This window comes from Kitasatospora sp. NPDC036934 (genome assembly GCF_055608425.1).
Window position 1 is genome coordinate 131,501 of record NZ_JBVJQR010000004.1, and the last position, 21,082, is coordinate 152,582.

24 protein-coding genes are annotated in these 21,082 nt (G+C 71.8%); 16 read left to right on the top strand and 8 right to left on the bottom strand.

The window, feature by feature from the left end:
* The first annotated feature begins 14 nt into the window (after positions 1-14).
* From ACZ7BZ_RS07970 to era, 11 genes are all read left to right on the top strand, one after another.
* Complete coding sequence (locus tag ACZ7BZ_RS07970) at positions 15-719, top strand: RDD family protein (protein ID WP_470357623.1); 705 nt, start codon at positions 15-17, stop codon at positions 717-719.
* Between the two features lie 55 nt (positions 720-774).
* Complete coding sequence (locus tag ACZ7BZ_RS07975; protein WP_470357624.1) at positions 775-1,128, top strand: histidine triad nucleotide-binding protein; 354 nt, start codon at positions 775-777, stop codon at positions 1,126-1,128.
* Positions 1,129-1,134: 6 nt separating this feature from the next.
* On the top strand, positions 1,135-2,058 hold the full coding sequence (locus tag ACZ7BZ_RS07980; protein WP_470357625.1) for a ribonuclease Z: 924 nt from the start codon (positions 1,135-1,137) through the stop codon (positions 2,056-2,058).
* 280 nt (positions 2,059-2,338) lie between these two features.
* A complete protein-coding gene (locus tag ACZ7BZ_RS07985) occupies positions 2,339-3,364 on the top strand; it encodes a PhoH family protein (protein WP_380455512.1) in 1,026 nt (341 codons plus the stop codon).
* Between the two features lie 14 nt (positions 3,365-3,378).
* The gene (gene ybeY / locus ACZ7BZ_RS07990) at positions 3,379-3,873 is read left to right on the top strand and encodes an rRNA maturation RNase YbeY (RefSeq protein WP_030061268.1); all 495 of its coding nucleotides are present in this window, start codon (positions 3,379-3,381) and stop codon (positions 3,871-3,873) included.
* A 19-nt stretch (positions 3,874-3,892) separates the two neighbouring features.
* Positions 3,893-5,218, top strand: a complete 1,326-nt coding sequence (locus ACZ7BZ_RS07995) for a hemolysin family protein (protein WP_470357626.1) — start codon at positions 3,893-3,895, stop codon at positions 5,216-5,218.
* Between the two features lie 33 nt (positions 5,219-5,251).
* A complete protein-coding gene (locus tag ACZ7BZ_RS08000) occupies positions 5,252-5,488 on the top strand; it encodes a hypothetical protein (protein WP_380455467.1) in 237 nt (78 codons plus the stop codon).
* Positions 5,489-5,526: 38 nt separating this feature from the next.
* Positions 5,527-6,078, top strand: a complete 552-nt coding sequence (locus ACZ7BZ_RS08005) for a DUF4383 domain-containing protein (RefSeq protein WP_470357627.1) — start codon at positions 5,527-5,529, stop codon at positions 6,076-6,078.
* A 38-nt stretch (positions 6,079-6,116) separates the two neighbouring features.
* The gene (locus ACZ7BZ_RS08010; RefSeq protein WP_470357628.1) at positions 6,117-6,470 is read left to right on the top strand and encodes a cytidine deaminase; all 354 of its coding nucleotides are present in this window, start codon (positions 6,117-6,119) and stop codon (positions 6,468-6,470) included.
* Between the two features lie 54 nt (positions 6,471-6,524).
* Positions 6,525-6,707, top strand: coding sequence for a hypothetical protein (locus ACZ7BZ_RS08015; RefSeq protein ID WP_380455462.1), 183 nt, complete (start codon positions 6,525-6,527; stop codon positions 6,705-6,707).
* 59 nt (positions 6,708-6,766) lie between these two features.
* A complete protein-coding gene (gene era / locus ACZ7BZ_RS08020; RefSeq protein ID WP_049651090.1) occupies positions 6,767-7,696 on the top strand; it encodes a GTPase Era in 930 nt (309 codons plus the stop codon).
* A gap of 30 nt (positions 7,697-7,726) precedes the next feature.
* Here era and ACZ7BZ_RS08025 read toward each other — a convergent pair whose 3' ends face one another.
* A complete protein-coding gene (locus tag ACZ7BZ_RS08025) occupies positions 7,727-7,993 on the bottom strand; it encodes a protealysin inhibitor emfourin (RefSeq protein WP_188304439.1) in 267 nt (88 codons plus the stop codon).
* A gap of 152 nt (positions 7,994-8,145) precedes the next feature.
* Entirely contained in the window at positions 8,146-9,168 is a 1,023-nt protein-coding gene (locus ACZ7BZ_RS08030; protein ID WP_470357629.1) for a M4 family metallopeptidase, read from the bottom strand.
* Between the two features lie 335 nt (positions 9,169-9,503).
* Between ACZ7BZ_RS08030 and leuA the strand changes: the two genes are divergently transcribed.
* The 4 genes from leuA (at position 9,504) to ACZ7BZ_RS08050 (ending at position 14,008) form a co-directional block, all read left to right on the top strand.
* Entirely contained in the window at positions 9,504-11,300 is a 1,797-nt protein-coding gene (leuA, locus tag ACZ7BZ_RS08035) for a 2-isopropylmalate synthase (protein WP_470357630.1), read from the top strand.
* A gap of 238 nt (positions 11,301-11,538) precedes the next feature.
* Positions 11,539-12,210 carry a TerB family tellurite resistance protein gene (locus ACZ7BZ_RS08040; RefSeq protein ID WP_470357631.1) on the top strand — a complete coding sequence of 224 codons (672 nt, stop codon included), beginning with the start codon at positions 11,539-11,541 and terminating at the stop codon, positions 12,208-12,210.
* A gap of 207 nt (positions 12,211-12,417) precedes the next feature.
* Positions 12,418-13,164, top strand: a complete 747-nt coding sequence (gene recO / locus ACZ7BZ_RS08045) for a DNA repair protein RecO (protein WP_470357632.1) — start codon at positions 12,418-12,420, stop codon at positions 13,162-13,164.
* Between the two features lie 4 nt (positions 13,165-13,168).
* Positions 13,169-14,008: an isoprenyl transferase gene (locus ACZ7BZ_RS08050; protein ID WP_380455455.1), complete on the top strand. Its 840-nt coding sequence runs from the start codon at positions 13,169-13,171 to the stop codon at positions 14,006-14,008.
* 80 nt (positions 14,009-14,088) lie between these two features.
* On the opposite strand, the gene ACZ7BZ_RS08055 is transcribed toward ACZ7BZ_RS08050, so the two are convergent.
* The 4 genes from ACZ7BZ_RS08055 to ACZ7BZ_RS08070 are packed head-to-tail and all read right to left on the bottom strand — an operon-like array spanning position 14,089 to position 17,247.
* Entirely contained in the window at positions 14,089-14,499 is a 411-nt protein-coding gene (locus ACZ7BZ_RS08055) for a Fur family transcriptional regulator (RefSeq protein WP_188304433.1), read from the bottom strand.
* Positions 14,500-14,534: 35 nt separating this feature from the next.
* On the bottom strand, positions 14,535-15,497 hold the full coding sequence (locus ACZ7BZ_RS08060; protein ID WP_380455453.1) for a metal ABC transporter permease: 963 nt from the start codon (positions 15,495-15,497) through the stop codon (positions 14,535-14,537).
* Entirely contained in the window at positions 15,494-16,258 is a 765-nt protein-coding gene (locus ACZ7BZ_RS08065) for a metal ABC transporter ATP-binding protein (protein ID WP_470357633.1), read from the bottom strand. The genes ACZ7BZ_RS08060 and ACZ7BZ_RS08065 overlap by 4 nt, the downstream gene beginning before the upstream one ends.
* Before the next feature lie 14 nt (positions 16,259-16,272).
* Positions 16,273-17,247, bottom strand: a complete 975-nt coding sequence (locus ACZ7BZ_RS08070; protein ID WP_470357634.1) for a metal ABC transporter substrate-binding protein — start codon at positions 17,245-17,247, stop codon at positions 16,273-16,275.
* Positions 17,248-17,438: 191 nt separating this feature from the next.
* Here ACZ7BZ_RS08070 and ACZ7BZ_RS08075 point away from each other — a divergent pair, with 191 nt between their 5' ends.
* A complete protein-coding gene (locus ACZ7BZ_RS08075; protein ID WP_380455448.1) occupies positions 17,439-18,821 on the top strand; it encodes a glycine--tRNA ligase in 1,383 nt (460 codons plus the stop codon).
* A gap of 103 nt (positions 18,822-18,924) precedes the next feature.
* Here ACZ7BZ_RS08075 and ACZ7BZ_RS08080 read toward each other — a convergent pair whose 3' ends face one another.
* Positions 18,925-20,106: a hypothetical protein gene (locus tag ACZ7BZ_RS08080; protein WP_470357635.1), complete on the bottom strand. Its 1,182-nt coding sequence runs from the start codon at positions 20,104-20,106 to the stop codon at positions 18,925-18,927.
* 206 nt (positions 20,107-20,312) lie between these two features.
* Positions 20,313-20,894: an NADAR family protein gene (locus ACZ7BZ_RS08085; protein ID WP_470357636.1), complete on the bottom strand. Its 582-nt coding sequence runs from the start codon at positions 20,892-20,894 to the stop codon at positions 20,313-20,315.
* Between the last annotated feature and the right edge of the window lie 188 nt (positions 20,895-21,082).

Consider the following 21,082-nt stretch of genomic DNA (forward strand, 5'->3'; position numbering starts at 1 on the left):
CGGGGGAGCGCACCATGGCTCAGGGATATCCGCCGCCGCAGTACCCGCAGCAGGGGTACGGGCCGAACCCGTACGGCCAGGGGCCGTACGGGCAGCAGCCGCAGCCGCAGGGGTACCAGCAGTCGTACCCGCAGCCGCAGGGGTACCAGCAGTCGCCGCCGCAGCCGTACCAACAGCAGCCGTACCAACAGCCGTACCAGCAGGAGCCGTACCAGCAGCCGTACGCGCGGCCCGCACTGCCGCCGTGCCCCAGGGAGGCGGGCGGCGGGCGGCGGTTCCTGGCGATCGTGCTCGACTTCGTCCTCGCCCTGACCGTCGGCTTCGCCGCCGCCGTCGCCGACGACAAGACCGCGGAACACGCAAAGCCCGTCGTGCACGCGGCCGGCCACGCCGCCGTCCAGAGCCCGGTGGTGCCGTTCTGGGTGGCGTTCCTGGGTGTCAGCCTGCTGACCTCGTTCCTCAACCAGGTGGTGCTCGCCCGGCTGGCCGGATTCAGCGTGGGCAAGGGGATCCTGGCCATGCGGGTGGTGCGCCGCAAGCGGGTGATGCGACCCAACACCTGGCGGCTGACCCGGCGCTGGCTGGTCGGCTTCGTCTTCCTGGCGGTGGTGATCATCTCCGAGGACTTCGACATCTCCGAGGGGGACGTCGTCGGCATGCGCTCGGTGCGCTGGAAGCACCTGCGGGAGTACCAGCAGGCCGTCGCGGGGCTCGGCTAGGCTGCGCCCGTACGGTCCCACGTCAGCGAAGACCCAGCGACCCGAGGAGAATCCGATGGCCGGCGAGCCGCAGTCCGACTGTGTGTTCTGCAAGATCGTGGCGGGCGAGATCCCGGCGACCGTGGTGCGCAAGACCGAGCGCGTGCTCGCCTTCCGTGACATCGCGCCCAAGGCCCCCGTGCACGTCCTGGTCATCCCGCACGTCCACTACCCGAACGCCGCGGCGCTGGCCGCCGCCGAGCCGGGGATCGCCGCCGAACTGATCGCCGAGGCGGGAGCGGTGGCGCGGGACGAGGGCGTCGAGGACTACCGGCTGATCTTCAACACCGGTGCGGGCGCCGGGCAGAGCGTCTTCCACGCCCACGTGCACGTGCTCGGCGGGACGCGGATGTCCGAGAGCATGGTCTGATCCCAGGTGTCGCAGCGCGAACTCGTCGTTCTCGGCACCGCCAGCCAGGTGCCCACCCGGCACCGCAACCACAACGGCTACCTGCTCCGCTGGGACGGCGAGGGCCTGCTGTTCGACCCCGGTGAGGGCACCCAGCGGCAGATGCTGCGGGCCGGGGTCTCGGCGACCCAGATCAACCGGATCGCCGTGACCCACTTCCACGGCGACCACTCGCTGGGACTCGCCGGGGTGATCCAGCGGATCAACCTTGACCGGGTCCCGCACCCGGTGGACGTCTACTTCCCGGCCTCCGGCGAGGTCTACTTCGAGCGGCTGCGCTACGCCACCGCCTACCACGAGACCGCGGTGCTGCGCCCCCGGCCGATCGACGAGTCCGGCCCGCTGCCCGCGCCCGGCGCCCGGTTCGCGCTGGACGCCGTCCGGCTGGACCACCCGGTGGAGTCCTTCGGCTACCGGCTGTCCGAGCCGGACGGCCGCCGCCTGGTGCCCGAGCGGCTCGCCGCCGCCGGCGTGCACGGCCCGGCCGTGGGCCGGCTCCAGCACGAGGGCGCGGTCGAGGTGGACGGCCGTACCGTCACCCTGGACGAGGTCAGCGAGCCCCGGCCGGGCCAGCGGTTCGCCTTCGTGATGGACACCCGGCTCTGCGAAGGGGTGCACCAACTCGCCGAGGAGGCCGACCTGTTGGTGGTCGAGGCGACCTTCACCGACGCCGACGCCCAGCTCGCCGAGGACCACGGCCACCTCACCGCCGGACAGGCCGCCAAGGTCGCCGCCGAGGCCGGCGCGCGGACCCTGGTGCTGACCCACTTCTCCCAGCGCTACCCGGACCTCGGCCAGCACCTGGCCGACGCCCGCAAGCACTTCGACGGGGAGCTGGTGCTCGCCGAGGACCTCGCCCGGGTGCCCGTCCCCGCCCGCAGCCACCGGTGAACGGTGCGAGGCCTCCTCGGGAAAAGGGCTCGCGCCGCCCCGCGATCTGCCGCAGCATCGTCGGGTGCGGCCCCGCCGCCCGCCGCGGCGATCACGCTCGCGGCGTACCCTGGTGCCCCGGAGAGACCGAGCGGCACACGACACCACGGATGGGATGAGGCAGGCCCAGCGCCGACCCATGAGTGACACATCGCAGACCCGTACCGACGGACAGTCGCGCCCCGAAGCGGCGGACGACGCCCGTGTGAGCGCCCGGATCGTCATCCCCGAGAAGCACCCGATGGTCACCCTGCTCGGCACCGCGGACTCGCTGCTGCGCGTGATCGAGCGGGGCTTCCCCGCCGCCGACATCCACGTCCGCGGCAACGAGGTGACCGCCACCGGGGAGCGTGCCGAGGTCGCCCTCGTGCAGAAGCTCTTCAACGAGATGATGCTGGTGCTGCGCACCGGCCAGCCCCTGACGGAGGACTCCGTGGAGCGCTCCATCGCCATGCTCCGCGAGGAGGGCCCGGACAGCCCGGCGCCGTCCCAGGTGTTCACCGCGAACATCCTGTCCAACCGGGGCCGCACGATCCGCCCCAAGACGCTCAACCAGCAGCGCTACGTCGACGCGATCGACAAGCACACGATCGTCTTCGGCCTCGGCCCGGCCGGCACCGGCAAGACCTACCTGGCGATGGCGAAGGCCGTCCAGGCCCTCCAGGCCAAGGAGGTCAACCGGATCATCCTGACCCGCCCGGCGGTCGAGGCGGGGGAGCGGCTGGGCTTCCTGCCCGGCACCCTCTACGAGAAGATCGACCCGTACCTGCGCCCGCTGTACGACGCGCTGCACGACATGATGGACCCGGACTCCATCCCGCGCCTGATGGCGGCCGGCACCATCGAGGTCGCCCCGCTCGCGTACATGCGCGGCCGCACCCTCAACGACGCCTTCATCATTCTGGACGAGGCCCAGAACACCTCGCCCGAGCAGATGAAGATGTTCCTCACCCGCCTCGGGTTCAACTCCCGGGTGGTGGTCACCGGCGACACCAGCCAGATCGACCTCCCGGGCGGCACCCGCAGCGGCCTCAAGGTCGTCCAGGAGATCCTGGCCGGCGTTCCGGACATCCACTTCTCCGTCCTCACCAGCACCGACGTGGTCCGCCACAAGCTGGTCGGCCGGATCGTGGACGCCTACGAGCGCTGGGACGCGCGGCAGGAGGCCGAGGAGAACACCCCGGCCCCCCGCAAGCCCGCCCAGCGGCGCCCCGGCAAGACCGCCGCGGCGCGCGCACCCCGACAGTCCCATCGCACCGAAAGCTGAGCACACAGCCCGTCATGTCGATCGACATCGCCAACGAGTCCGGTTGGGACGCCGATGAGGAAGCCATCCTCGACGTCGCCCGCTTCGCCCTGGACAAGATGCGGATCCACCCGCAGTCCGAACTGTCCGTGATCCTGGTGGACGGTGCGGCGATGGAGGAGCTGCACATCCAGTGGATGGACCTGCCCGGACCGACCGACGTGATGTCGTTCCCGATGGACGAGCTGCGTCCCGGCAAGGAGGGCGAGGAGCTGCCGCAGGGCCTGCTCGGCGACATCGTGCTCTGCCCCGAGGTCGCCGAGCAGCAGGGCAAGGCGGCCCCCTCCAAGCACTCGATGGACGAGGAGCTCCAGCTGCTCACCGTCCACGGGGTGCTGCACGTCCTCGGCTACGACCACGAGGAGCCGGAGGAGGAGGAGGAGATGTTCGCCCTCCAGAAGCGCATCCTGGACGACTGGCGGGCGGGCCGCGGCCTCGGCGGCATCTCCCCGGCCCCCACCACCCACTGAGCGCGGAGCCCGAACCCCTGTGAGTGGTGAGAGTACGAGCTTCATCCTCGGCGCCGTGGCGCTGGTCGTGCTCGGCTGGCTGGCCGCGTGCGCCGAGGCGGGCGTCTCCCGGGTCTCCCGGTTCCGGGCGGAGGAGGCCGTGCGCAACGGGCGGCGCGGCTCCGCGCGGCTGCTGGCCGTCGCCTCCGACCCGTTCCGCTACCTGAACCTGGCGACCCTGATCCGGGTCGCCAGCGAGATGGCGGCCGCGGTGCTGGTCACCGCGGTGTGCGTGCGCAACATCCACCCGACCTGGCAGGCCGTGCTGCTGGCCTTCGGGGTCATGGTGCTGGTGTCCTTCGTCGCGGTGGGCGTCTCGCCGCGCACGATCGGGCGCCAGCACCCGGTCTCCACCGCGACCGCGGCCTCCTTCGTGCTGCTGCCGCTGGCCGCGGTGCTCGGCCCGATCCCGCGGCTGCTGATCCTGCTCGGCAACGCGCTGACCCCGGGCAAGGGCTACCGGGAGGGGCCGTTCGCCTCCGAGGCGGAGCTGCGCGCGCTGGTCGACCTGGCCGAGAAGGACGACCTGATCGAGGACGAGGAGCGCCGGATGGTGCACTCGGTCTTCGAACTGGGCGACACCATCGTGCGCGAGGTGATGGTGCCGCGCACCGACCTGGTGATGATCGAGCGGCACAAGACCGTCCGGCAGGCGCTCACCCTGGCGCTGCGCTCGGGGTTCTCGCGGATCCCGGTGGTCGGCGACAACGAGGACGACGTGGTCGGCATCGTCTACCTCAAGGACCTTGTGCGCCGCACCCACATCAACCGCGAGGCGGAGGCCGAGGAGGTCGGCGCGGTGATGCGCCCGGCCGTGTTCGTCCCGGACTCCAAGCCGGCCGGGGACCTGCTGCGCGAGATGCAGCAGCGCCGCTCGCACGTCGCGATCGTGATCGACGAGTACGGCGGCACGGCCGGACTGGTCACCATCGAGGACGTGCTGGAGGAGATCGTCGGCGAGATCACCGACGAGTACGACCGGGAGATCGCGCCGATCGAGGACCTCGGTGACGGCTCGTACCGGATCACCGCCCGCCTCCTGGTGGAGGACCTGGGCGAGCTGTTCGGCATCGAGCTGGAGGACGAGGACGTCGAGACCGTCGGCGGGCTGCTGGCCAAGCACCTCGGCCGGGTGCCGATCCCCGGCTCGGCCTGCGAGATCCCGCTGCCCGAGCCGGCCGCGGACGGCCTGACCGGCATCCTGCTGACCGCCGAGTCCTCGGCCGGGCGCCGCAACCGGATCGGCTCGATGGTCGCCTCGCCGGTGCGCCGGGCGGGGGAGACGGCGCAGGCCGCGGGCGAGTAGCGGGTGGGCGGTCGCCGCGCGACCATGGAGGGCATGACGCACAAACTTCGCGCGGAGTACGGCCCGCAGGGGGCGGCTGGCGGAGTCAAGTCCTGGCACGTGGTGCGGGACGAGGACCCGTCGGTCGCGCTCTGCGGCCGGACCATGCCCGACGACGCCGAGACGCGGCCCGAACAGGACTGGGGCACCGGGCTGCGTTGCTGCCAGCAGTGCGGCTCGCTCTACATGCACGAGACGCCGCACCTGCAGGGGAGCCACCCGTACAGCTAGACGTGCCCTTCGGTCATGGCCGAGCTCTGGAGGTCGCCATGAAGCTGCAAGACGAACTGCCGACCGTCGATCGCCGGCTCGCCCTGGTGTGGCGGGCCGGGGCGGGGCTCGGGGGGATCTTCCTGATCGTGTTCGGGATCCTGGGGCTGACCGACCATCCCGGCTTCCTGGCCACCCACGGTGACCGGATCGCCGGGCTGTCGACCAACGGGGCGCTGAGCGTCCTGTCCATCGTGGCGGGCGCGGTCCTGGTGGCCGGGGCGGTGATCGGCGGGAACTTCGCGTCCAACCTCAACATGGTGGTCGGGGCGCTGTTCGTCCTGTCCGGCTTCTACGGGCTGACGGTGCTCGGCCGGCCGGACGCGAACATCCTCAACTTCCGGATGTCGAACGTGCTGTTCGCGTTCGTCTTCGGGATCGTCGTGACCACCTTCGGGATGTACGGCCGGGTCAGCAGCCATCTGCCGCACGACAACCCGTTCTGGCGGGAGCGGACTTCGCGCGAGGAGCCGCTGCCGTCCGGCGCCGCGAAGACCTTCGTCAAGGTCCTCAACCCGAACCCGGGGCGCACCCACCCGGTCGGCCACTGAGCTGTGGCGCGGGTGGGGGGCCGCCTATGCTCGGCGGCATGAGTGACATCGTCGAGCTCGACCCAGAAGACAAGAAGATCATCACCCTGGCCCGCTCGGCCCGCGCCCGCAACGGCGTGGCCGAGGGGGCCGCGGTGCGCGACGAGACCGGCCGCACCTATGTCGCCGGGACGGTCGCGCTGGAGTCGCTGCGGCTGAGCGCGCTGCAGGTGGCGGTGGCGATGGCGGCGGCCAGCGGTGCGAAGTCGCTGGAGGCGGCAGCCGTGGTGAGCGAGGCGGAGCAGCCGACCGAGGCCGATCTGGCGGCCGTGCGGGACCTCGGTGGTGCCGGGACACCGGTGCTGCTGGCCGGCCCGGACGGGGCGCTGCGGGTGTCCGCTCAGGCCCGCTGAGAGGCGCTGGCGGGCCTCGCCCCCATGCATTCAGCCGATAATCTCACCGGGGGAGTGGACTCGGTGAGGGGCTGGGGCATGGGGGCGTTGGCGTTCGTCGCCGGGCTGGTGCTGTTCGTGATGGGGATGGGCAAGTGGCAGGAGACCGGCACGGTCTACTGGCTCTGGGGTGCACTCGCCTTCCTGCTGCTGCTGGTGGTGTTCTCACTGGTCGGACGGGGCGGCGGCAAGGGCTGACCGCGGGGGTCGGCCGACCCCGGACGGCGGGGCTCCGGTGATCAGGGAGAATGGAGCCCATGAATGCCCCTTCCTCCTCGTACCGCTCCGGGTTCGCGTGCTTCGTCGGCCGTCCCAACGCGGGCAAGTCGACCCTGACCAACGCCCTGGTGGGGACGAAGGTCGCGATCACCTCCGACCGCCCGCAGACCACCAGGCACACCGTGCGCGGCATCGTGCACCGCCCGGACGCCCAGCTCGTGCTGGTCGACACCCCCGGCCTGCACAAGCCGCGCACCCTGCTCGGCGAGCGCCTCAACGACCTGGTCCGCACCACCTGGGCCGAGGTCGACGTGATCGGTTTCTGCCTGCCCGCCGACCAGAAGATCGGCCCCGGCGACAAGTTCATCGCCAAGGAGATCGCCGGGATCAAGAAGACCCCCAAGGTCGCCATCGTCACCAAGACCGACCTGGTCGACTCCAAGCGGCTGGCCGAGCAGCTCATCGCCATCCACCAGCTCGGGATCGAGCTGGGCTTCGAGTGGGCCGAGATCATCCCGGTCTCCGCGGTGGGCGACAAGCAGGTGGAGCTGGTCGCCGACCTGCTCACCAAGCTGCTGCCGGAGGGTGACCAGCTCTACCCGGCGGGCGACCTCACCGACGAGCCCGAGCAGATCATGGTCGCCGAACTGATCCGCGAGGCCGCCCTGGAGGGCGTGCGGGACGAACTGCCGCACTCGCTGGCCGTCGTGGTCGAGGAGATGCTGCCGCGCGAGGGCCGGCCGGCCGACCGCCCGCTGCTGGACATCCACGCCAACGTCTACATCGAGCGGCAGAGCCAGAAGGCGATCGTGATCGGCGCGAAGGGCGCGCGGCTCAAGCACGTCGGCACCACCGCCCGCAAGCACATCGAGGCGCTGCTGGGCACGCCGGTCTACCTGGACCTGCACGTCAAGGTGGCCAAGGACTGGCAGCGCGACCCCAAGCAGCTGCGCAAGCTCGGCTTCTGACCCGGGAGTCCGAGCGGGCTGCGCGGGGGGTCACGCCCCCTCGCGCAGCACCAGGGACAGCAGCTCGCGCTGCGAGTCGGTGAGTTTGGGGTCGGCGCAGTACACCGTCCGTCCGTCGACGGTGATCTCGTAGTGGAAGCCGTCCGGCACCCCGTACGAGGGGGCGCGCAGCCCGCCCGCGACGGCTTCGCGGGCGAGCGCGTGGACGTGCGGGGCGTCCGTGCGGTCGACGGTGTCGAGTTCCGCGTGGCGGACGATTCCGGCGAGGCCGCCGGTCCGGGTCACCTGGATACGCATGGTGTCCATGGTGCTACGCAGGGAAGGCTTTTGCGGCACTTTTCCCCGACCGTGACCTTGGGCCCCGTCCGGCCGGTCCCGGTCCGCTCTCGACCGGCGGCGAACCCGCGGCCCCGGTTCGTCCCCGGTGGGCCCGCCGGGCCGCCGCCCCGTCAGCCGGGGCTGACGCCGACCTGCGCCCAGGAGGCCGTCACGGTGTCCGCGACCGAGGCCTGGTCGGGGTAACGGGCCTTGGCGGCGGCCACGGTGGCGCGCGCGAAGGCGGTGAAGTCGGCGTCGGCGGGCAGGCCGCCGCCGGTCAGGGTGTCGTACCAGATCCGCCCGGCGCGCTCCCAGGACCGGCCGCCGAGGGCGGTGGCCAGCAGGTAGAACGCGTGGTTGGGGATGCCGGAGTTGATGTGCACCCCGCCGTTGTCCTCGGTGGTGTCCACGTAGTCCCGCATGTGCGCGGGCTGCGGGTCCTTGCCGAGCTGGGGGTCGTCGTACGCGGTGCCGGGCGCCTTCATCGAGCGCAGCGCGGCGCCCTGGACGCCGGGGGCGAGCAGTCCGGCGCCGATCAACCAGTCGGCGCCGGCGGCGTCCTGGTGCAGCGCGTACTGCTTGACCAGCGAGCCGAAGACGTCGGAGACCGACTCGTTGAGCGCGCCGGGCTGGTCCTGGTAGTCCAGGCCGGCGGTGAACTGGGTGACGCCGTGGGTGAGTTCGTGGCCGATGACGTCGATGCAGGCGGTGAAGTCGCCGAAGATCCGCCCGTCGCCGTCGCCGAAGACCATCTGGGAGCCGTTCCAGAAGGCGTTGTCGTAGTTGCGGCCGTAGTGGACGCTGGCGTCCAGCCGCAGCCCCCGGCCGTCGATCGAGTCGCGCCCGAAGGCCTCGGAGTAGAGGGCGAAGGTGGCGCCGAGGCCGTCGTAGGCGTGGTTGACGGAGGCGTCGGCGACCGGGGACCGGCCCTCGGTGCGGACGGTGCGCCCGGGCAGGCGCTGGCCGTGCCCGGCGTCGGCGATCACCCGGTTGAGGCCGGGGTCGGCGGTGGCCGGTGGGGGAGCGGCGAGGCGGGCCGCGCGGTGCGCGGCGTCGAGGGCGAGGGAGTGGACGGCGGGCTGGTGACCGGCCTCGGCGAGGCGGTCCAGGACGTACGGCGGGACGATCGCGCAGATCGGTACTGCTGCAGTCATGTGGCCCAGAGTGAGGCTTCGATGACCGGTTGTCACCACCTCGGGCCGAACTGGCCGCCGTCTCAAGGAGTGGAACGGAAGCCCGGATCACTTCGGGGGCGCGCGGGCCTGGGTTACGCTGGGCCACATCATGCGCAACGGGCTGCTTCTTCTTAGCTGCCGCGTCGAGGGCCTGTAGTCCACTGGGGCCGGCTCCCTCGCCGCGGGGAACGAGCTGTGCGCGGAATCGGCGATCCAACGGTGTATCGCGCGGCGCAGCAGAGGCCGGCCAGTCGGTGTTGATCCCTCCCGACCCGCCCGCACCACGCATCCACAGGAAGCCGAGAGTCCCCTCCATGACCGAGCAGACCTCCGCCGCGTCCGTCCCCGCCGCTCGCGCCTTCGTCGACCGGCCGACCCCGATCACCGCCGCCTCGGTGCGCCAGCGGCCCTCGGGCATGCGCACCGGGCGCTACCTGCCGTTCGGCACCGTCGACCTGCCGGACCGCACCTGGCCGGACCAGGTGATCACCAAGGCGCCGCGCTGGCTCTCCACCGACCTGCGGGACGGCAACCAGGCGCTGATCGACCCGATGTCCCCGGCCCGCAAGCGGAAGATGTTCGACCTGCTGGTCGCCATGGGCTACAAGGAGATCGAGGTCGGCTTCCCGTCCTCCGGGGCCACCGACCACGCCTTCGTGCGGTCGCTGATCGAGGAGGGGGCGATCCCGGAGGACGTCACCATCTCGGTCCTGACCCAGGCCCGCGAGGAGCTGATCGAGAAGACCGTGGAGTCGCTGGTCGGCGCCCCGCGGGCGACCGTCCACCTGTACAACGCGACCGCGCCGCTGTTCCGCCGGGTCGTGTTCCGCAACGACAAGGCCGCCACCAAGGCGATCGCGGTCGACGGCACCCGGCTGGTGATGGAGTACGCGGAGAAGCTGCTGGGCGACGACACCGTCTTCGGCTACCAGTACTCGCCGGAGATCTTCGTGGACACCGAGCTGGACTTCGCGCTGGAGGTCTGCGAGGCGGTGATGGACGTCTGGCAGCCGGGCGAGGGCCGCGAGATCATCCTGAACCTGCCGGCCACCATCGAGCGGGCCACCCCCAACGTCCAGGCCGACCAGTTCGAGTGGATGTCGCGCCGGCTGTCCCGCCGGGAGTTCGTCTGCCTGTCGGTGCACCCCCACAACGACCGGGGTACCGCGGTGGCCTCCGCCGAACTGGCCTACATGGCGGGTGCGGACCGGATCGAGGGCTGCCTGTTCGGGCAGGGCGAGCGGACCGGCAACGTCGACCTGGTGACGCTGGGGATGAACCTGTTCTCGCAGGGCATCGACCCGCAGATCGACTTCTCCGACATCGACGAGGTGCGCCGCACCGCCGAGTACTGCAACCAGATGGAGGTGCACCCGCGCCACCCGTACGCCGGCGATCTGGTGTACACCTCCTTCTCCGGCTCGCACCAGGACGCCATCAAGAAGGGCTTCGAGGTCCTGGAGGCGGACGCGAAGGCCGCCGGAGTCCCGGTGGAGGAGCACACCTGGGGCGTGCCGTACCTGCCGATCGACCCGAAGGACGTCGGCCGCACCTACGAGGCGGTCATCCGGGTCAACAGCCAGTCCGGCAAGGGCGGGGTGGCGTACGTCCTGAAGAACGACCACAAGCTGGACCTGCCGCGCCGGATGCAGATCGAGTTCTCCCGGATCATCCAGGCCAAGACCGACGCCGAGGGCGGCGAGGTCAGCCCGGCGGAGATCTGGCGGGTCTTCGAGGACGAGTACCTGCCGACCACCGGCAACCCGTGGGGCCGGCTGTCGCTGGCCGGTTCGCGCACCCTGACCACCGAGGACGGCCGGGACGCGCTGACCGCGCAGGCCGTGGTGGACGGCATCCCGGTGACCCTGTCCGGCACCGGCAACGGCCCGGTCTCGGCCTTCGCGGACGCGCTGGCCCGGATCGGCGTGGACGTACGGGTGCTGGACTACGCCGAGCACGCGCTGAGCGAGGGCGGCGACGCCCAGGCCGCCGCGTACGTGGAGTGCGCGGTGGACGGCAAGGTGCTGTGGGGCGTGGGCATCGACGGCAACACCGTGCTGGCCTCGCTGAAGGCGATGATCAGTGCCGTCAACCGCTCGCAGCGCGGCTAATTCGTACGGGTGGTACGCGAAGGGCCGTCCCGTGGGCGGCCCTTCGCCGTGTGCGCCGCCCGCTGTGGCCTGCGCCACATTTTTTCGGATCGGAAGCCGTTCGAGGTACTGACACGTGCCGGTAACCGTGGCAACATCGATCCACCGGAAAGCCGGGCCGGTGGGACGGCCTCGGTGTCCGGTCGCGTGACCTGCCCATAGTTGTGCAGGCCGCCTGCCATGTCTGGGGAGTGGCGCCGTGACCAGGTTGTGGGGTGTTCGCCCGAGGTGGCGGACCGATGTTCTCGGTGACTTCTTCTGCCCGGGCTGCGGCGGGGACCGCAACTACCGCCGGCAGCACGGCCGGCCGTGGCTGCGGCTGCTGGGCACGCCCGTCGTTCCGCTCGGGTCGGTGATCGGCAGCGTCCAGTGCACCAGCTGCCACGGGCGCTACGGCGTCGAGGTCCTGGAGCAGCCCACCAGCGTGCGCCTCGGCGCGATGCTGCGGGACGCCCAGTACACGATCGCGCTGGCCCTGCTCGCGGCCGGCGGCACCGCCCACCGGGCGGCCCGCGAGGCCGCCTGCACGGCGGTGCGCGAGGCCGGGTTCGAGGACTGCGGCGAGGCCCAGGTGCTGGCCGCGCTCGCCGCGCTGTCCGGGCTCGGCGGCGAACTCCACGACGCCCACGGGATGGCCGGGGGCCTGGCCGTCGAACTGCGCGCGGTGCTCGAACCGCTCGCCCCGCACTTGGCCCGGCAGGGCCGGGAGCGGCTACTGCTGCAAGGGGCCGCGATCGCCCTGGCCGACGGGCGCTACCTGCCGCAGGAGCGCGAGGCGCTGGCCGCGGTGGGGAGTTGTCTGGACCTGCCGCAGAGCCAGGTGCCGGCGCTGCTGGAGGCGGCGACCCGGACGCCGTACGAGAACCTGTAGGCCTTTCCGGCCCCGGCCCGGCGGACCCGTCCGCGACGGACCTCCCGTATCCCCCACGAACGGGCCCGATCCTCCCCGGCTCCGGCCGGGAGGACCCCCACTCCGGGCCCGCCGTGACCCGCACCGCGGTGGTCCTCCCCCACGGCCCCCGGTGCGGGCAACACGGCTGTCCGCGGCGGGCCCCGGCGGTGGGGGACAATGGTCGGCATGAGTCTTTTCCGGGACGACGGCGTCGTGTTGCGGGCGCAGAAGCTCGGCGAGGCCGATCGGATCATCACCCTGCTGACCCGCCAGCACGGCAAGGTGCGGGCGGTGGCACGCGGGGTGCGGAAGACCAAGTCCAAGTTCGGCGCCCGCCTGGAGCCGTTCTCGCACGTGGACGTCCAGTTCTTCAGCCGGGGGAGCGAGCTGATCGGGCGCGGGCTGCCGCTCTGCACCCAGGTGGAGACCATCGCCCCGTTCGGCGGCTCGATCGTCACCGACTACGGCCGCTACACCGCCGGCACGGCGATGCTGGAGACGGCCGAGCGCTTCGCCGAGAACGAGGGCGAGCCGGCCGTCCAGCAGTACCTGCTGCTGGTGGGCGGGCTGCGCACACTGGCGGCCGGGGCGCACGAGTCGCACCTGGTGCTGGACGCCTTCCTGCTGCGCTCGCTCGCGGTGAACGGGTACGGCGCGAGCTTCACCGACTGCGCCAAGTGCGGCCTGGACGGGCCGAACCGTTTCTTCTCGCTGCAGGCCGGAGGGGTGCTCTGCGCGGACTGCCGAGTGCCCGGATGTGCCGTACCCTCCCCTGAGACACTGGTACTGCTCGGGGCGCTGCTGTCAGGGGACTGGCGGACGGCCGACGCCTGCGAGCCGCGGTACTGGCGGGAGGGCAGCGGCCTGGTCGCGGCCTATCTGCAGTGGCACCTGGAGCGGGGCATCCGCTCGATGAGATACGTGGAGAAGTGAGCACATGGCAGCGCGACGGCTCTTCGGCGGCGGCAAGCAGCGGGACTACGTTCCCCCGACCCCGCACCCCAGCGGCGCCAAGCCCCCGAAGATCCCCGGCGAGCTGGTCCCCGACCACGTCGCCATCGTGATGGACGGCAACGGCCGTTGGGCCAAGGAGCGCGGGCTGCCCCGCACCGAGGGCCACAAGATCGGCGAGTCCGTCGTGCTGGACGTCCTCAAGGGCGCGATCGAGCTCGGCGTCAAGAACATCTCGCTGTACGCGTTCTCCACCGAGAACTGGAAGCGCTCGCCCGACGAGGTGAAGTTCCTGATGAACTTCAACCGGGACGTCATCCGCCGCCGCCGCGACGAGATGGACGCGATGGGCGTGCGGATCCGCTGGGCCGGCCGGATGCCCAAGCTGTGGAAGAGCGTCGTCCAGGAGCTGCAGGTCGCCGAGGAGCAGACCAAGGGCAACGACGCGGTGACGCTCTACATGTGCGTCAACTACGGCGGCCGGGCCGAACTCGCCGACGCGGCCCAGGCGCTCGCGCTGGACGTGGCGGCCGGCCGACTGGACCCCAAGAAGGTCAACGAGAAGACCCTCGCCAAGTACATGTACCACCCGGACATGCCGGACGTGGACCTGTTCCTGCGCCCCAGTGGCGAGCAGCGCACCTCCAACTTCCTGCTCTGGCAGTCCGCGTACGCCGAGTTCGTGTTCCAGGACGTGCTCTGGCCGGACTTCGACCGCCGCGACCTGTGGCGCGCCTGCGAGCAGTTCGCGATGCGCGACCGCCGCTTCGGCGGGGCGATCCCGAACGAGCTGCCCGCGCCGCTGGAGCTGCCGACCCAGCGCTGACCGCCGACCGGTGCACGGCGAAGGGCCCGCAGGATGCGGGCCCTTCGCGGTCGTCCGTGCGGGCTGCCCCCGCACGGACGTCAGCCCTTCTTCGCGCAGTCCGCGCAGGTGCCGAAGATCTCCAGGGTGTGGGCGATGTCGCTGAACCCGTGCTCGGCGGCGACCGAGTTGGCCCAGCGCTCCACCGCGGGGCCCTCGACCTCGACGGTGGCGCCGCAGTGCCGGCAGACCAGGTGGTGGTGGTGTCCGCTGCTGCACCGGCGGTAGACGGCTTCGCCGTCGGCGGTGCGCAGCACGTCCACCTCACCGGCGTCGGCGAGCGACTGCAGGGTGCGGTAGACCGTGGTCAGACCGACGGAGTCCCCGCGGTGCTTGAGCAGGTCGTGGAGCTCCTGCGCGCTGCGGAAGTCCGCGATCTCGTCCAGGGCCGACGAGACGGCGGCACGCTGCCGGGTCGATCGGGCGCGCGGCGACGGGCCTGCGGTGGTCACCGTGGGTCCTCCTGGGGTCGTGGGCGTCACGCACCTCATTGTGCCAGCCCGGCCCGCTCCTCCGGAGTGGTCACGGCGGAGGAACTCTTTCCCGGGTCCTGGCCGGGGATCCGGCCGGTGATGGGGCCGGGCAGCCGGACGTCGCAGACCTGCGGTCCCCGGTCGGCGTCGCCGCGGCGCCGGTGGCGGCGGCGGGCGAGCGGGGCGGCGATCACGCTGAACACCGCGAAGACCGCGATGGCCAGCAGCACGATGGCCGGGCCGGACGGCACGTTCAGCTGGTAGGAGCCGGTGACACCGGCCAGGGCGACCACCACGCCGAGCGCGATCGAGGCGGCCTGGGTGGCGGCGAAGGAGCGGGTGAGCTGCTGGGCGGCGACCACCGGGACCACCATCAGGGCGCTCACCAGCAGCAGTCCGACCACCCGCATGGCGACCGTGACGGTGACCGCGGCCATCACCGCGAGCAGCAGGTTGAGGGTGCGCACCGGCACGCCGGTGACCCGGGCGAAGTCCTCGTCCTGGCAGATCGCGAAGAGCTGGCGGCGCAGGCCGACGGTGACCGCGATGACCACCGCGCCGAGCACCGCGATGGTGGCCAGGTCGGCGGGGGCGACGGTGAGGATCGAGCCCCACAGGTAGCTCTCCAGTGAGCCGGCCCCGGCCTGGGCGGACATCGAGACCAGCAGCTTGCCGCAGGCCATGCCGCCGTAGAAGAGCATCGCGAGGGCGATGTCGCCGCGCTGGTTGCCGCGCGAGCGGACCAGCTCCATGGTGACCGCGCCGAGCACGCAGACCAGCACGGCCATCCAGACCGGGCTGGTCTGGAAGATGAAGCCGAGGCCGACGCCGGTCATCGCGACGTGGCCCATGCCGTCGCCCATCAGGGCCTGGCGGCGCTGCACCAGGTAGATGCCGACGGCGGGGGCGGTGATCCCGACCAGTACGGCGGCCAGCAGGGCGCGCTGCATGAAGTCGTAGGAGAGCATCTCGGTCATGCGAGCAGCCTCGGCGGGGTGAGGTCGGCGTGCGGGTGGACGTGGTCGTGGCCGGGCAGCGCGTGCAGACCGGTGTTGGGCACGGGCGGGCCGTCGTGCGCGACGCAGCCGTCCCGCAGCACCACGGCGCGGTCGATCAGCGGCTCCAGCGGCCCGAGTTCGTGCAGCACCAGGAGGACGGAGGCGCCGCGGTCGACCTCGGCGCGCAGGGTGTCGGCGAGCACCTGCTGGCTGGCGGCGTCCACGCCGGCCATCGGCTCGTCCATGATCAGCAGGTCGGGGGTGCCGACCAGGGCGCGGGCGATCAGCACCCGCTGCTGCTGGCCGCCGGACAGGTCGGCGACGCCGTCCCCGGCCCGGTCCAGCATGCCGACGGCGGCCAGCGCGCGGTCCACCGCGGCGCGGTCCCGGCGGCGGAAGGGCAGCAGCCGGTGCTGCGGCAGCCGTCCGGTGGAGACCACCTCGCGCACGGTGGCCGGGACGCCGGAGGCGGCGGTGGTGCGCTGCGGGACGTACCCGATCCGGTGCCAGGCGCGGAAGGAGCGGTACGGGGTGCCGAACAGCTCCAGGGTGCCCCGCTCCAGCGGCACGGAGCCGATCACGGCCTTGACGGTGGTCGACTTGCCGGAGCCGTTGGCGCCGAGCAGGGCGACGACCTCGCCCGGTCGGACGGTGAGGTCGACGCCGCGCAGCACCGGCCGGCCGGCGCGTGCGGCGACGGCGTCACGGAGGCGGACGGCCGGGGGTATCGGATGGGTCATGGTGTGGTGTCCCGTCAGCTCGCGGGGGTGGCGGCGGGGGCGCCGAGGGCGGCCTGGAGATTGGCCAGGTTCTGCTTCATGACGCTCAGGTAGTCGTCCTTGGCGGGGTCCTTGACGCCCTCCAGCGGGTCCAGGACGGCGGTCTTGAGGCCGAGGTCCTTGGCGACGGTGTCGGCGAGCTTGGGGCTGACCAGGGTCTCGAAGAAGATCGTGGTGACGCCGTTGTCCTTGGCGGCCTTCTGCACCTCGGCGAGGCGGGCCGGGGTGGGCTCGGACTCCGGGTCGAGGCCGTTGATGGCGACCTGGGTGAGGCCGTAGTGGTCGGCGAGGTAGCCGAAGGCGGCGTGGCTGGTGACGAAGGTCTTGGTCCTGGCGTCCTTCAGCCCGGCCTGGAACTCCTGGTCCAGCGCGGTGAGCTTGCCGACCAGCGCGTCGGTGTTCTTCCGGTAGTCGTCGGCGTGTGACGGGTCGGCCTTGGCGAACTCGGCGCCGACGCTCTTGGCGATCGCGGCGTAGCGGGTCGGGTCGAGCCAGATGTGCGGGTCGCCGGCCGGGCCCTCGTGCCGGTGGCCGTCGGCCTCGGAGGTGCCCTCGTCGAGGTGGTGGTCGACCAGCGGGCTGGCGGCGGTGGCGTCGATCCGGTGCTTGCTGGACGACTGGTCGACGGCCTGGTCGACGGTGGGCTGGAGGCCCTTGAGGTAGATGATCGCGTCGGCCTTCTGGACGCCGGCGACCTGCTTGGCGGTGAGCTCCAGGTCGTGCGGCTCGACGCCGGGCGCGGTGAGGTCGGTGACCGACACGTGGTCCCCGCCGATCTGCCGGGCCAGGAACTCCATCGGGTAGAAGGAGGCGACGACGCTCAGCTTGCCGTCCGAGCCCTTGGCGCTGCTGCTGCCGCCGCAGGCCGTGAGGGCCAGTGAGGCGGCGAGGGCGGTGGTGGCGAGGGCGGCGGTCGTGCGGGTCCGGCGGCTGGGCAGTCCGATCATCATGACAATCATTCTCATCTGAAGTGGAAATGATTGTCAACTCACTCGGAAGGGTGAACGGGAGGTGTCGATGGGTGGGGGGAGCCGGACGATACCGATTTGAACCCCGTACCCGTCTGGCCGGTAATCTGAGGTACTCGGGTACGAGCAACCAGCCGTGCCCTGACCGTGCCGTACGTACTGAAGAGAGCACTGTGGCCGCCGACAAGATCGACACGATCGTCAGCCTGAGCAAGCGCCGTGGCTTCGTCTACCCCTGCAGCGAGATCTACGGCGGCACGCGTGCCGCCTGGGACTACGGGCCGCTGGGTGTCGAACTCAAGGAGAACATCAAGCGCCAGTGGTGGCGCACGATGGTCCAGGCCCGCGAGGACGTCGTCGGCCTCGACTCGTCGGTCATCCTCGCCCGCGAGGTCTGGGAGGCCTCCGGCCACGTCGCGACCTTCAACGACCCGCTGACCGAGTGCCTCTCCTGCCACAAGCGCCACCGGGCCGACCACCTGGAGGAGAAGTACGAGGCCAAGCACGGCTTCCCGCCGCCGAACGGCCTCAAGGACGTCAACTGCCCCGACTGCGGCACCAAGGGCCAGTTCACCGAGCCCAAGGACTTCTCGGGCATGCTGAAGACCCACCTCGGCGTCACCGAGGAGGCGAGCGGCCTGGCCTTCCTGCGCCCCGAGACCGCCCAGGGCATCTTCACCAACTTCAGTGCCGTCCAGACCACTTCGCGCAAGAAGCCGCCGTTCGGCATCGCCCAGACCGGCAAGAGCTTCCGCAACGAGATCACCCCCGGCAACTTCATCTTCCGCACCCGCGAGTTCGAGCAGATGGAGATGGAGTTCTTCGTCAAGCCGGGCGAGGACGAGCAGTGGCACGAGTACTGGCTCCAGCAGCGCTGGGACTGGTACGTCGACCTCGGCATGCGGACCGAGAACATGCGCTTCTTCGAGCACCCGAAGGAGAAGCTGTCCCACTACGCCAAGCGCACCGTGGACATCGAGTACCGCTTCAACTTCGGTGGCAGTGAGTTCTCCGAGCTCGAGGGCGTCGCCAACCGCACCGACTACGACCTGCGGGTGCACAGCGAGGCCTCCGGCAAGGACCTCCGGTACTTCGACCAGGAGAGCGGCGAGCGGTACTTCCCGTACGTCATCGAGCCGGCGGCCGGCCTCAACCGCGCCATGCTGGCCTTCCTGATCGACGCCTACTTCGAGGACGAGGCGCCCAACGCCAAGGGCGTCATGGAGAAGCGCGTCGGCATGCGGCTCGACCCGCGCCTGGCCCCGGTCAAGGTCGCCGTGCTGCCGCTGTCGCGCAACGCCGAGCTGTCCCCGAAGGCCCGCGGCCTGGCCGCCGACCTGCGCACCGCGTGGAACGTCGAGTTCGACGACGCGGGCGCGATCGGCAAGCGCTACCGCCGCCAGGACGAGATCGGCACGCCGTTCTGCGTGACGGTCGACTTCGACACCCTCGAGGACAACGCCGTGACCGTGCGCGACCGCGACACCATGTCGCAGGAGCGCGTGTCGCTGGACCAGGTGAAGGGCTACCTGGCGGCGCGTCTGATCGGCTGCTGAGTCCGGTACTTCGGGGAGCCCCCGGCCGTCCTCCTCGGTGAGGGCGGGCGGGGGCTCCGCCGTTTTCAGGTCGCTCCGATCACTCCGATCGACCTCGTGCCGGTCAGCGCCGGCCCCAGCGGGGGCGCGGGGCGGCCGGCGGGGTGGTCGGCAGGCCGGCCGTGCGGAGGGCGGCGAGGGTGCTGCGGTGGCGGGTGGGGTCCGCCAGTAGCGCGTCCAGCAGCCGGCCGTAGAGCCCGGCGTGGCCGTCCAACGCGGCTGCCAGGCGCACCAGTTCGACGGGCGGGCGCAGCGCGGCCAGCTCGTGCAGCAGCAGGGTGGCGAGCGCGGGCGGCAGTTCGGTCGCGAGGTCGGCGAGGTCGGCGGTCGGGCGGCCGGCCGCCTGGCGCAGCAGGGTCCGTACGTCGGCGGGGCGGCCGTGCTGCTGGAGGCAGGTGGCCAGGGAGGTCAGTTCGGGCGTCGGGGCCGAGCCCCACTCCCAGAGCAGGGTGGCGCCGTCGGCGTGCTGCCCGGCCCGCTCCAGGGCGGCGAGCAGGGCCGGGACGGCGGTGGCCGGATAGGCCCAGAAGGCGTGGAACAGTTCGGCGGCCTCCTCGGCCAGGCCCAGTTCGCGTAGCTGCGCCAGCACGGCGACGGCGTGGTCCGGGGCGCCCTGGGCGGTGGTCCGGGCGAGCTGCAGCGAGGCACCGGTCGGGCCGCGCTGGGAGAGCATTCCGACCAGCAGGGCGGCGTCGGCGGGGGCGAGGCGTGCGGCGGCCTGGTCCAGCAGGTCCTGGGACTCGGCGAGGGCGCCGCCGCGGTGGAGTCCGGTGATCCGCTCGATGAGGGCGCCGAGGTCGGGGCGGGTGGGCGGTGGTGGCGGCGGCGGTGGTGGTGGCGGTGGTGGGGGCGTCGGGGCCTGGTGGGGGTGGGGCTCGGGGTGCGGCGGTTCGGGGTGCGGCGGTTCGGAGTGGGGAGGGCCCGAGCGCGGGGGTTCCGAGTGCGGGGGCCCCGGGGGGTGCTGCCGGTGTCTGAGGTTGAGCTCCAGCTCCTGTAACTGATCGCTCAGTTGGAGGCAGCGCGCGCTCAGGCCCTCGCGGAGGGTGCGGGCCTGGGCGAGCTGCCGCAGCAGCTCGCCGTCCGGGCGCTGGCGGCCCGGGTTCGCCCGTACCGTCTCGTTCAGTCGTCGTTCGCGTTGGCCCGCGTAGCGGCTCGCGCGGAGCAACTCGTCCAGTTCTGCCCGGAGTTCGGCGGCCCGTTGCTCGCCCTCCGGTTGCTGGCCTGCGGATTCTTCCGTCGACCGCATGCGCATGATCGCCCCAACCTGTCCATCTGTGCCCTGACTGCGGGACATCCTGGCGTCGGAATGTGGCGATGGAGTTACGAGAGCGCGACCAGTCGTGCCCGAGTGGTGTCAAGGAGCGCGCAGAGGGCGGCCGTTGCGAGAAGTGCGCCGGTCGCGCTCCGGGCGGGGGCGGCTCCCGGGGCCGGTCCGGTGGATCCTGCCCGGCGTCAGCCGCCGAGTCGCGCCCGCGCCTCCATCAGGGCGAACCCGAGCAGGTTCAGCCCCCGCCACTCCAGGGGGCGTTCGGCCCGGACGTCGTCCGCGGCGAGCCCGATGCCCCAGATCCGGTCCAGCGGGCTGGCCTCCACCAGGACGCGGCTGCCGGTGCCCAGCAGGTACTCCCGCAGTGCCTCGTCCTGACCGAACTTGGCGACGTTCCCCTCGACCACCAGCTCGAACCGGCCCGCCGCCCAGGCGTCCTGGTCGAAGTCCTTGACCAGCCGGCCCAGCTTCTTCGCCTCGGCGGGCGTCCGGGCCTCCAGCACCTGCCGCTCGATCGCCTCGTCGCCGAACATCCGGGCCTTCCCGGCCATCATCCAGTGCTCGGCGGAGGTGTACGCCACCCCGTCGACGGTGAACCGCCCGGGCCACCACTGGCTCAGGCACTCCTGTCGCGCTCCACCGCCCGAGCGTGCGGTGTGCCCCCAGAACATCACCCACTTCGGCCGCCTCCCGGCGGCCATCAGGGCCGCCAGCTCCTCGCGGTCCCGGACGTCGGCGAAGGACCGCCGCACCTGCTTCTCGCTCATAATCGTCATTCTGACACGAAGGGTCTGGGGGTCGCCAACGGTTTGCCGGCGGCGTGCTCGTGGGCCGGGCGGGCGGAGACAAATCACTTGCGCGGGTGGTGATCGGGCGACAAGATCCTCTCGACCGCGAAACCGCGCAAGGAGGTGAGACCCCGTGAACGTGATAACCCCATGGGTGCTCCCCCTCT

What these genes read in the sequence shown, in the direction of transcription:
- ACZ7BZ_RS07970 (WP_470357623.1), top strand. Translation starts at nt 15, where the DNA reads ATGGCTCAGGGATATCCGCCGCCGCAGTACCCGCAGCAGGGGTACGGG.
- ACZ7BZ_RS07975 (WP_470357624.1), top strand. Translation starts at nt 775, where the DNA reads ATGGCCGGCGAGCCGCAGTCCGACTGTGTGTTCTGCAAGATCGTGGCG.
- ACZ7BZ_RS07985 (WP_380455512.1), top strand. Translation starts at nt 2,339, where the DNA reads ATGGTCACCCTGCTCGGCACCGCGGACTCGCTGCTGCGCGTGATCGAG.
- ybeY (WP_030061268.1), top strand. Translation starts at nt 3,379, where the DNA reads ATGTCGATCGACATCGCCAACGAGTCCGGTTGGGACGCCGATGAGGAA.
- ACZ7BZ_RS08000 (WP_380455467.1), top strand. Translation starts at nt 5,252, where the DNA reads ATGACGCACAAACTTCGCGCGGAGTACGGCCCGCAGGGGGCGGCTGGC.
- ACZ7BZ_RS08005 (WP_470357627.1), top strand. Translation starts at nt 5,527, where the DNA reads ATGAAGCTGCAAGACGAACTGCCGACCGTCGATCGCCGGCTCGCCCTG.
- ACZ7BZ_RS08010 (WP_470357628.1), top strand. Translation starts at nt 6,117, where the DNA reads ATGAGTGACATCGTCGAGCTCGACCCAGAAGACAAGAAGATCATCACC.
- era (WP_049651090.1), top strand. Translation starts at nt 6,767, where the DNA reads ATGAATGCCCCTTCCTCCTCGTACCGCTCCGGGTTCGCGTGCTTCGTC.
- ACZ7BZ_RS08025 (WP_188304439.1), bottom strand. Translation starts at nt 7,993, where the DNA reads ATGCGTATCCAGGTGACCCGGACCGGCGGCCTCGCCGGAATCGTCCGC.
- ACZ7BZ_RS08030 (WP_470357629.1), bottom strand. Translation starts at nt 9,168, where the DNA reads ATGACTGCAGCAGTACCGATCTGCGCGATCGTCCCGCCGTACGTCCTG.
- leuA (WP_470357630.1), top strand. Translation starts at nt 9,504, where the DNA reads ATGACCGAGCAGACCTCCGCCGCGTCCGTCCCCGCCGCTCGCGCCTTC.
- recO (WP_470357632.1), top strand. Translation starts at nt 12,418, where the DNA reads ATGAGTCTTTTCCGGGACGACGGCGTCGTGTTGCGGGCGCAGAAGCTC.
- ACZ7BZ_RS08050 (WP_380455455.1), top strand. Translation starts at nt 13,169, where the DNA reads ATGGCAGCGCGACGGCTCTTCGGCGGCGGCAAGCAGCGGGACTACGTT.
- ACZ7BZ_RS08060 (WP_380455453.1), bottom strand. Translation starts at nt 15,497, where the DNA reads ATGACCGAGATGCTCTCCTACGACTTCATGCAGCGCGCCCTGCTGGCC.
- ACZ7BZ_RS08065 (WP_470357633.1), bottom strand. Translation starts at nt 16,258, where the DNA reads ATGACCCATCCGATACCCCCGGCCGTCCGCCTCCGTGACGCCGTCGCC.
- ACZ7BZ_RS08070 (WP_470357634.1), bottom strand. Translation starts at nt 17,247, where the DNA reads ATGATGATCGGACTGCCCAGCCGCCGGACCCGCACGACCGCCGCCCTC.
- ACZ7BZ_RS08080 (WP_470357635.1), bottom strand. Translation starts at nt 20,106, where the DNA reads ATGCGGTCGACGGAAGAATCCGCAGGCCAGCAACCGGAGGGCGAGCAA.
- ACZ7BZ_RS08085 (WP_470357636.1), bottom strand. Translation starts at nt 20,894, where the DNA reads ATGAGCGAGAAGCAGGTGCGGCGGTCCTTCGCCGACGTCCGGGACCGC.